Annotated in this window: 6 protein-coding genes; 2 read left to right on the top strand and 4 right to left on the bottom strand. The window is 71.0% G+C overall.

Translation table 11 applies throughout. The annotated features are described in order from the left end of the window. Positions 1-139 precede the first annotated feature (139 nt). The gene (locus tag BM419_RS23805) at positions 140-826 is read right to left on the bottom strand and encodes a ceramidase domain-containing protein (protein WP_091927845.1); all 687 of its coding nucleotides are present in this window, start codon (positions 824-826) and stop codon (positions 140-142) included. A gap of 95 nt (positions 827-921) precedes the next feature. Here BM419_RS23805 and xth point away from each other — a divergent pair, with 95 nt between their 5' ends. Together xth and BM419_RS23795 are read left to right on the top strand one after the other, a co-directional pair. Beyond that, on the top strand, positions 922-1,716 hold the full coding sequence (gene xth / locus BM419_RS23800; protein WP_091927844.1) for an exodeoxyribonuclease III: 795 nt from the start codon (positions 922-924) through the stop codon (positions 1,714-1,716). A 23-nt stretch (positions 1,717-1,739) separates the two neighbouring features. Continuing rightward, complete coding sequence (locus tag BM419_RS23795) at positions 1,740-2,363, top strand: glutathione S-transferase family protein (RefSeq protein WP_020091885.1); 624 nt, start codon at positions 1,740-1,742, stop codon at positions 2,361-2,363. A 35-nt stretch (positions 2,364-2,398) separates the two neighbouring features. Here BM419_RS23795 and BM419_RS23790 read toward each other — a convergent pair whose 3' ends face one another. From BM419_RS23790 to BM419_RS23780, 3 genes are all read right to left on the bottom strand, one after another. Next, positions 2,399-3,301, bottom strand: a complete 903-nt coding sequence (locus BM419_RS23790) for a tetratricopeptide repeat protein (RefSeq protein ID WP_091927843.1) — start codon at positions 3,299-3,301, stop codon at positions 2,399-2,401. Further along, the gene (gene ilvD, locus BM419_RS23785; protein WP_020091883.1) at positions 3,288-5,018 is read right to left on the bottom strand and encodes a dihydroxy-acid dehydratase; all 1,731 of its coding nucleotides are present in this window, start codon (positions 5,016-5,018) and stop codon (positions 3,288-3,290) included. The genes BM419_RS23790 and ilvD overlap by 14 nt, the downstream gene beginning before the upstream one ends. Before the next feature lie 716 nt (positions 5,019-5,734). Continuing rightward, complete coding sequence (locus BM419_RS23780) at positions 5,735-6,595, bottom strand: transglutaminase-like domain-containing protein (RefSeq protein WP_020091882.1); 861 nt, start codon at positions 6,593-6,595, stop codon at positions 5,735-5,737. Positions 6,596-6,598: the final 3 nt, after the last annotated feature.

Genomic DNA, 6,598 nt, shown 5'->3' with positions numbered 1-6,598 from the left:
TGCGTGTCAGATAGGATCAGACGATTGCAGATTGCCGGCTCGTCTGATCCGTCTTTTCAGTGTCTTAACTGTCTGTCGTCGCACTTCTGCAAGAATTCCGCCCCGCCCGCAAGGAATTGGCCCGGGACCGCGGGGCGTGTCACCCGGCGGTCTCCCGGTGGCGGATCGCCGTCGCCACGAGGGCGTACAGGACGACGGCGTTCAGCACATGCCAGAGCGGGTGCGTGCCGGTCGGCAGCAGCGCGCAGGCCGCCCGGTCGCCGGTTCGCGCCGCGAGCGAGATCAGGAAGAGCAGTCCGATGCCGGCGAGCCGCCGCCCGGTCCCGACGAAGCGCTCCTCCGGCCGCCGCGCGGCCGCCCAGGTGACGCCGAACAGCGCCAGCAGGGCGGGGAGGTAGTCGACCGAGCCGTTGGTGAGCCGCGCGACGTCGAGGCCGGTCAGCCCATCGAGCAGGGGCGTGAGCGCGAATCCGAGGAGCGCGAAGCCGCCCGTCGCCGCCGCGACCCGGACCGGCGCCAAGCGCAGGAACCGCGAGAGGGCCAGCGCGAGATAGGCGTAGATGAACAGCGCGATCGGGACGACGTCCGCGAGCATCGCCCAGTAGATCGCCAGGGTGTGGAACAGGAACGAGCCGACGCCCACCACGGCGATCAGGGCCGCCAGCCCGAGGCAGGCCCGGTCCGGCGGATCGGCCACGGCGGCGCGCCGCGCCGCGGCGGCGGCGGCCAGCAGGAAGGCCGCGTTCGACAGCGCGTTCGCGGGCTCGGCCCAGAAGTCCAACCCGCCCCGCTCGCAGTAAGCCGACACCGGCTCGAACCAGTCCATTCGCCGACCCTACTTCCCCGTCCTTGCGCCGGGATGGCCTTGTCAGCGCGACGCGAAGCGCGGATGACGGCCGGGCGGCGACCGGAAGCGAGGCGATGCGGATCACCACCTGGAACGTCAACTCGATCAAGCAGCGGCTCCCGCACCTCCTCGGCTTCCTGGAGGAGGCGCGGCCCGACGTGGTCTGCCTGCAGGAGCTGAAATGCCAGGACGAGGCCTTCCCGCGCGCTGACATCGAGGCGGCGGGCTACGCGGTCGAGACGCTGGGCCAGAAGGCCTATAACGGCGTGGCGCTGCTGGTCCGGGCGCCGCTGGCCATGTCGGAGATCCGGCGCGGGCTGCCGGGCGACGCCGCCGACGAGCAGGCCCGCTACATCGAGGCGCTGATCTCGGGCGCGGACACTCGCCCGGTGCGCGTGGCGTCGATCTACCTGCCGAACGGCAACCCGGTGGACAGCCCGAAATACCCGTACAAGCTCGCCTTCATGGAGCGGCTGCGGCTCCGAGCCCGGGCGCTGCTGGACGACGAGATCGCGGTGGTGCTGGCGGGCGACTACAACGTCATCCCGGAGGCGGCCGACGCGGCCGATCCGGAGGCGTGGCGCTCGGACGCCCTGTTCCTCGGGACGACCCGGGCCGCGTTCCGGGCGATCCTCGCCGAGGGCTACACCGACGCCCTGCGCGCCTGCGACCCGCGCGACGGGCTCTACACCTTCTGGGACTATCAGGCCGGGTGCTGGCAGCGGAATGCCGGCATCCGCATCGACCATCTGCTGCTCTCGCCCCAGGCCGGCGACCGCCTGGTCTCGGCCTCGGTCCAGAAGCACATGCGCGGGCTCGACAAGCCGTCGGACCACGTGCCGGTGACGGCGGAGCTGGCGGCCGGTTAGGGCCGCGATCGGGGGGAACGACGATGATCATCTACGGCAGCAGCGTGTCGCCCTACGTGCGCAAGGTGCTCGCGGCGCTCTACGAGAAGGGCGTCGCCTTCGAGCACCGCCCGGTCGGCTTCCACGCGCAGGATCCCGGCTTCCGGGCGGCGAGCCCGATGGGGAAGATCCCCGCGATGGAGGATGCCGGGTATCGCCTCGCCGATTCGAGCGCCATCGTGGACTATCTCGAGCGGCTGCATCCGGCGCCCGCGCTGATCCCCGAGGACGCGCGGGACGCCGCCCGCGCCCGCTGGTTCGACAAGTTCGGCGAGTGCGAGCTGACCCGGCAGGTGCTGGTGCCGTTCGTCGAGCGCTTCCTCAAGCCACGCCTGTTCAAGGTCGAGGGCGACGAGGCCCTGGCGCAGCGGACCGTCGACACGGCGCTGCCGCCGCTGTTCGACTACCTCGAATCGCAGATCGACGGGCCCTACCTCGTCGGCGGCCGGTTCGGCATCGCCGACATCGCCGTGGCGGCGCCGTTCCACAACCTGCGGCTGGCCAAGGTCGCGGTCGACGGCGCCCGGTGGCCGAAGCTCGCCGACTGGGTGGCGGCGACGCTGGAGCGGCCGTCCTTCACCGCGGCGATCGCCGCGGCGAAGAGCTGAGGCCGCTCAGCGCCGCTTGCACAGTCAAGGGCGGCTCAGCGCCGCTTGCGGATCGAGCCCACGGTCTGGAGCTGCGTCTGGGCCTCGGCGCGGTCGTCCTCGCTGGCGGCCGCCCAGTTCTTCTCGTAGAGCGCGACGATCCAGTCGTCCTTGCGGCTCTCGGCGCCTTCCCGGGCGAGCGAGAGCCACATCAGGCCGCGCACCCGCTGGACCGGGATGCCGCCCAGGCCGTTGACCAGCATGTCGCCGAGCAGCGCCTGCGCCGGGTGGTGGCCCTTCTCGGCGGCGAGGTTGAACCAGCGCGCGGCCTGCCGCGGGTCGGCCTCGACGCCGGTGCCGTCGAGGTAGAGCCGGGCGAGATTGTACTGCGCGTTGGGGTCCCCGTAGTAGGACGCCGCGTAGTTGAACATGTCGTAGGCGCGCTCGGGATTGGGGCGCACGTAGGTGCCCTTGATCCCCTCTAGGAAGTAGGTGCCCAGCGCCGTGAAGGCGCTGCCCAGGACCGCTGAGTTCTGCGGATCGGGCCCGTCATCGGTGCTGGCGTCGGCGATCCGCGAGAAGAACTCGAACGCCTTCAGGTCGTCGTGCGGGACGCCGTCGCCGTCGGCGTACATCCGGCCGAGCTTCCACAGCGCAAGGGCGTGGCCCTGGCCGGCCGCGTACTCCAGCGCGCGGGCGGCGCCCTGCTTGTCGCCGGCATTGTACTCGCGCATGCCGGCGCGCAGCGCGTCCTTGGCCGAGCGGTAGCTCTTGTCGGCGACCGGGACCTGCACGGGCGTGCGGACATTGGCGTCGAGGGCGCGCGACGGCGCGACCGGCAGCGCGACCAGGGCGAGCGCCCAGGTCGCGACCGCGAGCCGGCCGACGGACCGGAACCGACCGGGATCGGCCCCGGCCGGCGCCCTGCGCCGGCTGAGGTCAGTCCTAGACGTCCGCATAGCTCTGCGTCTCCTTGGCACCTCCCGGATGGGTGACGGCGCCGTACAGGGCCGGGCCGACGCCCTGCGCGTATTTCCAGAGGTAGCCGGAGGTCGCGGTGTTGGGCCGCGCGGTCCAGGCCTTCCGCCGCTCGGCCAGCTCCGCGTCCGACAGGGCGACGCTGAGCGTGCCCTGGATCGCGTCGAGGGTGATGACGTCACCGTCGCGCAGCAGCCCGATCGGGCCGCCCACGGCAGCCTCGGGTCCGACATGGCCGACGCAGAAGCCCCGGGTCGCGCCCGAGAAGCGCCCGTCGGTGATCAGCGCGACCTTGTCGCCCATGCCCTGGCCGTAGAGGGCCGCGGTGGTCGACAGCATCTCGCGCATGCCGGGGCCGCCCCGCGGGCCCTCGTAGCGGATCACGAGGACGTCGCCCTCCTCGTAGCTGCGGGCCTGCACGGCCGCGAAGCAGGCCTCCTCGCCGTCGAACACGCGGGCCGGGCCGGTGAAGACCTGCTTCTCGGCCGGGATGCCGGCGACCTTCACGATCGCGCCCTCGGGGGCGAGGTTACCCTTGAGGCCGACGACGCCGCCGGTCGGGGTGATCGGCCGGTTCGCCGGATAGACCACGTCCTGGTCCGGGTTCCAGGTCACCCGGTCCATGTTCTCCGCGATGGTGCGGCCGGTGACCGTCAGGCAGTCGCCGTGCATGAAGCCGTGGTCGAGGAGCGTCTTCATCAGAAGCGGGATGCCGCCGACTTCGAACATGTCCTTGGCGACGTAGCGCCCGCCGGGCTTCAGGTCGGCGATGTAGGGCGTGCGCCGGAAGATCTCGGCCACGTCGAACAGGGTGAACTCGATGCCGCACTCGTGGGCGATCGCCGGCAGGTGCAGCGCCGCGTTGGTGGAGCCGCCCGAGGCCGCCACCACCGTGGCGGCGTTCTCCAGCGCCTTGCGGGTGACGATGTCGCGCGGGCGGATGCGCTTCTCCAGGAGCTCCATCACCTTCTCGCCGGCGGTGGCGCAGAACTTGTCGCGGATCTCGTAGGGAGCCGGGGCGCCGGCCGAGTAGGGCAGCGCCAGGCCGATCGCCTCGGAGACGGTCGCCATGGTGTTGGCGGTGAACTGCGCGCCGCAGGCGCCGGCCGAAGGGCAAGCGACCTGCTCCAGCTCGTCGAGGTCCTCGAGGCTCATGTCGCCGACGGCGACCTTGCCGACCGCCTCGAACAGGTCCTGGACGGTCACGGGCTTGCCGCGGAACGAGCCGGGCAGGATCGAGCCGCCGTAGATGAAGATCGAGGGCACGTTCAGCCGGACCATCGCCATCATCATGCCGGGCAGCGACTTGTCGCAGCCCGCGAGGCCCACGAGGGCGTCGTAGGCGTGGCCGCGCATGGTCAGCTCGACCGAGTCGGCGATGACCTCGCGCGACGGCAGCGACGCGCGCATGCCGCCATGGCCCATGGCGATGCCGTCGGTGACGGTGATCGTGCAAAACTCGCGCGGCGTCCCGTTGGCGGCGGCGACGCCCTTCTTCACCGCCTGCGCCTGGCGCATCAGCGAGATGTTGCAGGGCGCGGCCTCGTTCCAGCAGGAGGCGACACCCACCAGCGGCTGGTGGATCTGCTCACGGGTCAGGCCCATGGCGTAGAGGTAGGAGCGGTGCGGGGCGCGGTCGGGCCCCTCCGTGACGTGGCGACTCGGCAGCTTCGACTTGTCGTTCAAACGCGTCACCATGACTTCAGACCAAGCCTTCGCAGCCGATCCCGAGGGTGCGTTGAACCGCGGCGCGTCGCCGTTCGCGAGGCGCCGGGAGATCCGTCCGCGTGCTCGGGAAGTCCTCGTTTCCGAACGGTAAACCGTTGTCGAATTTGCCGTTTACCGCGGATGTTGAGGTGGGCCCGGACTATGGCGGGATCGCGGCGTTTACGGGCAGGTCTCGGGGCGGAGCGGGGATCGTTTTACGGTGTTGCGACCCCGCCACAGCCACGCTTGCGGCCATTTCGGCGGCGACGACAAGATGAAGGACAATGGCGCGGCGCTGACGAGACGCTTCGTCGAGACGCAACTTGTCTTCGGGCAAGCCGAGGATCTCCCGGCCGCGATCCGGGCGGGACGCGGCAATCCGGCACCCGGAAAGTCGCTGTATCACTATCCCTGCGCGGGACCGGCGCCGGCAATACGCCGACCGACGGACGGAACGACATGTCGCGCCGCCACCTCGGCGGGTCCGGCGCGCCAATCTGCTTGCGCGCCGCGCGGTCCTCGCTCGCGCGGAACGGCGGGTCCGGCGCGCGTCCGTGGCGGCGTTGCGGGCCTGATCGAATGGAGCCCGCGTGCCGCTCTTCGCCGACGCAGGCCGGGATCGGGCGTCCTGCACCGGCACCCGCTTCGCCGCGGCGCGGCCGGGATCACGGGATCACAGGACGACGTGATCCCGGCCGGATCCGCGCTCAGGCCGCTCCGGCGTGCGGCGCCGGGATCTCGGTCGAGATGGCGTCCACCGTGCGCGGCATCGGGCTGCCCTGTCCGTCCGCGCGCTGGATCCGGACCTGCTGATTGACCGGCTGCATGTTGCCGAAGGGCGTCGAGAAGGCGATCTCCGCGGCGTCGCGCCCGACGCCGATCCGCACCAGCCCGTCGAGGTCGGCCTGCCGGGTGGCGTCGAACAGCCACCAGCGCCCGTCGAGATAGGCCTCGAACACCGCGTGGAAGTCGCTCGGGACGAGGCCGTGGGCGTAGCAGCTCACGAACCGGGCCGGGATCCCGAGCGCCCGGCAGAAGGCGGCGCCGATATGCGCGAAGTCGCGGCAGACGCCGGCGCGCTTCAGGAGCGACTCGTGGGCGGTCGTCTCGCCGTCGCTGGAGCCGGGCTGGTAGGCGATGTGGTCGTGGATCCAGTTGCAGATCTGGTTCACGCGCGCGTGGCCCTTGGGGAGCGCCCCGAACTCGGCCAGCGCGAAGGGCGTCAGCCGGTCCGAGGAGACGAACCGGCTCGGCAGCAGGAACGGCAGGATGTCGAGCGGCAGCTGCCCGATGGGCGTCTCGTTGACGGTCGCCGGGTCGGCCCGGTGCACGGTCAGGTCGACCTCGGCATTGTACTCCAGCGCGAACTGACCGGTCGGGACGTTGACCGCGAGATAGCGATTCTGGAGATCGGGGGTCGTGTAGAGATCGCGCTTGAGGTTCGGCGTCAGGACCAGGCTCTCGCTGAGGATCTCGACGCTCTTCAGCTTCGCCACCTCCAGATTGAAGATGAAGGTGGTGTCCGAGAGGATGTTGTAGGACAGGCTGCAACCGAGGGTGTAGCGCATCGG

The organism is Methylobacterium sp. yr668 (assembly GCF_900116245.1).
Classification (GTDB): Bacteria; Pseudomonadota; Alphaproteobacteria; order Rhizobiales; family Beijerinckiaceae; genus Methylobacterium.
Note: the sequence above shows the minus strand (reverse complement) of the source record. Positions and strands in the feature narration are given on the sequence as shown.

Bases quoted from the DNA above. Each gene is read 5' to 3' on its own strand.
- BM419_RS23805 (WP_091927845.1), bottom strand. From the start codon at position 826: ATGGACTGGTTCGAGCCGGTGTCGGCTTACTGCGAGCGGGGCGGGTTG.
- xth (WP_091927844.1), top strand. From the start codon at position 922: ATGCGGATCACCACCTGGAACGTCAACTCGATCAAGCAGCGGCTCCCG.
- BM419_RS23795 (WP_020091885.1), top strand. From the start codon at position 1,740: ATGATCATCTACGGCAGCAGCGTGTCGCCCTACGTGCGCAAGGTGCTC.
- BM419_RS23790 (WP_091927843.1), bottom strand. From the start codon at position 3,301: ATGCGGACGTCTAGGACTGACCTCAGCCGGCGCAGGGCGCCGGCCGGG.
- ilvD (WP_020091883.1), bottom strand. From the start codon at position 5,018: ATGGTGACGCGTTTGAACGACAAGTCGAAGCTGCCGAGTCGCCACGTC.
- BM419_RS23780 (WP_020091882.1), bottom strand. From the start codon at position 6,595: ATGCGCTACACCCTCGGTTGCAGCCTGTCCTACAACATCCTCTCGGAC.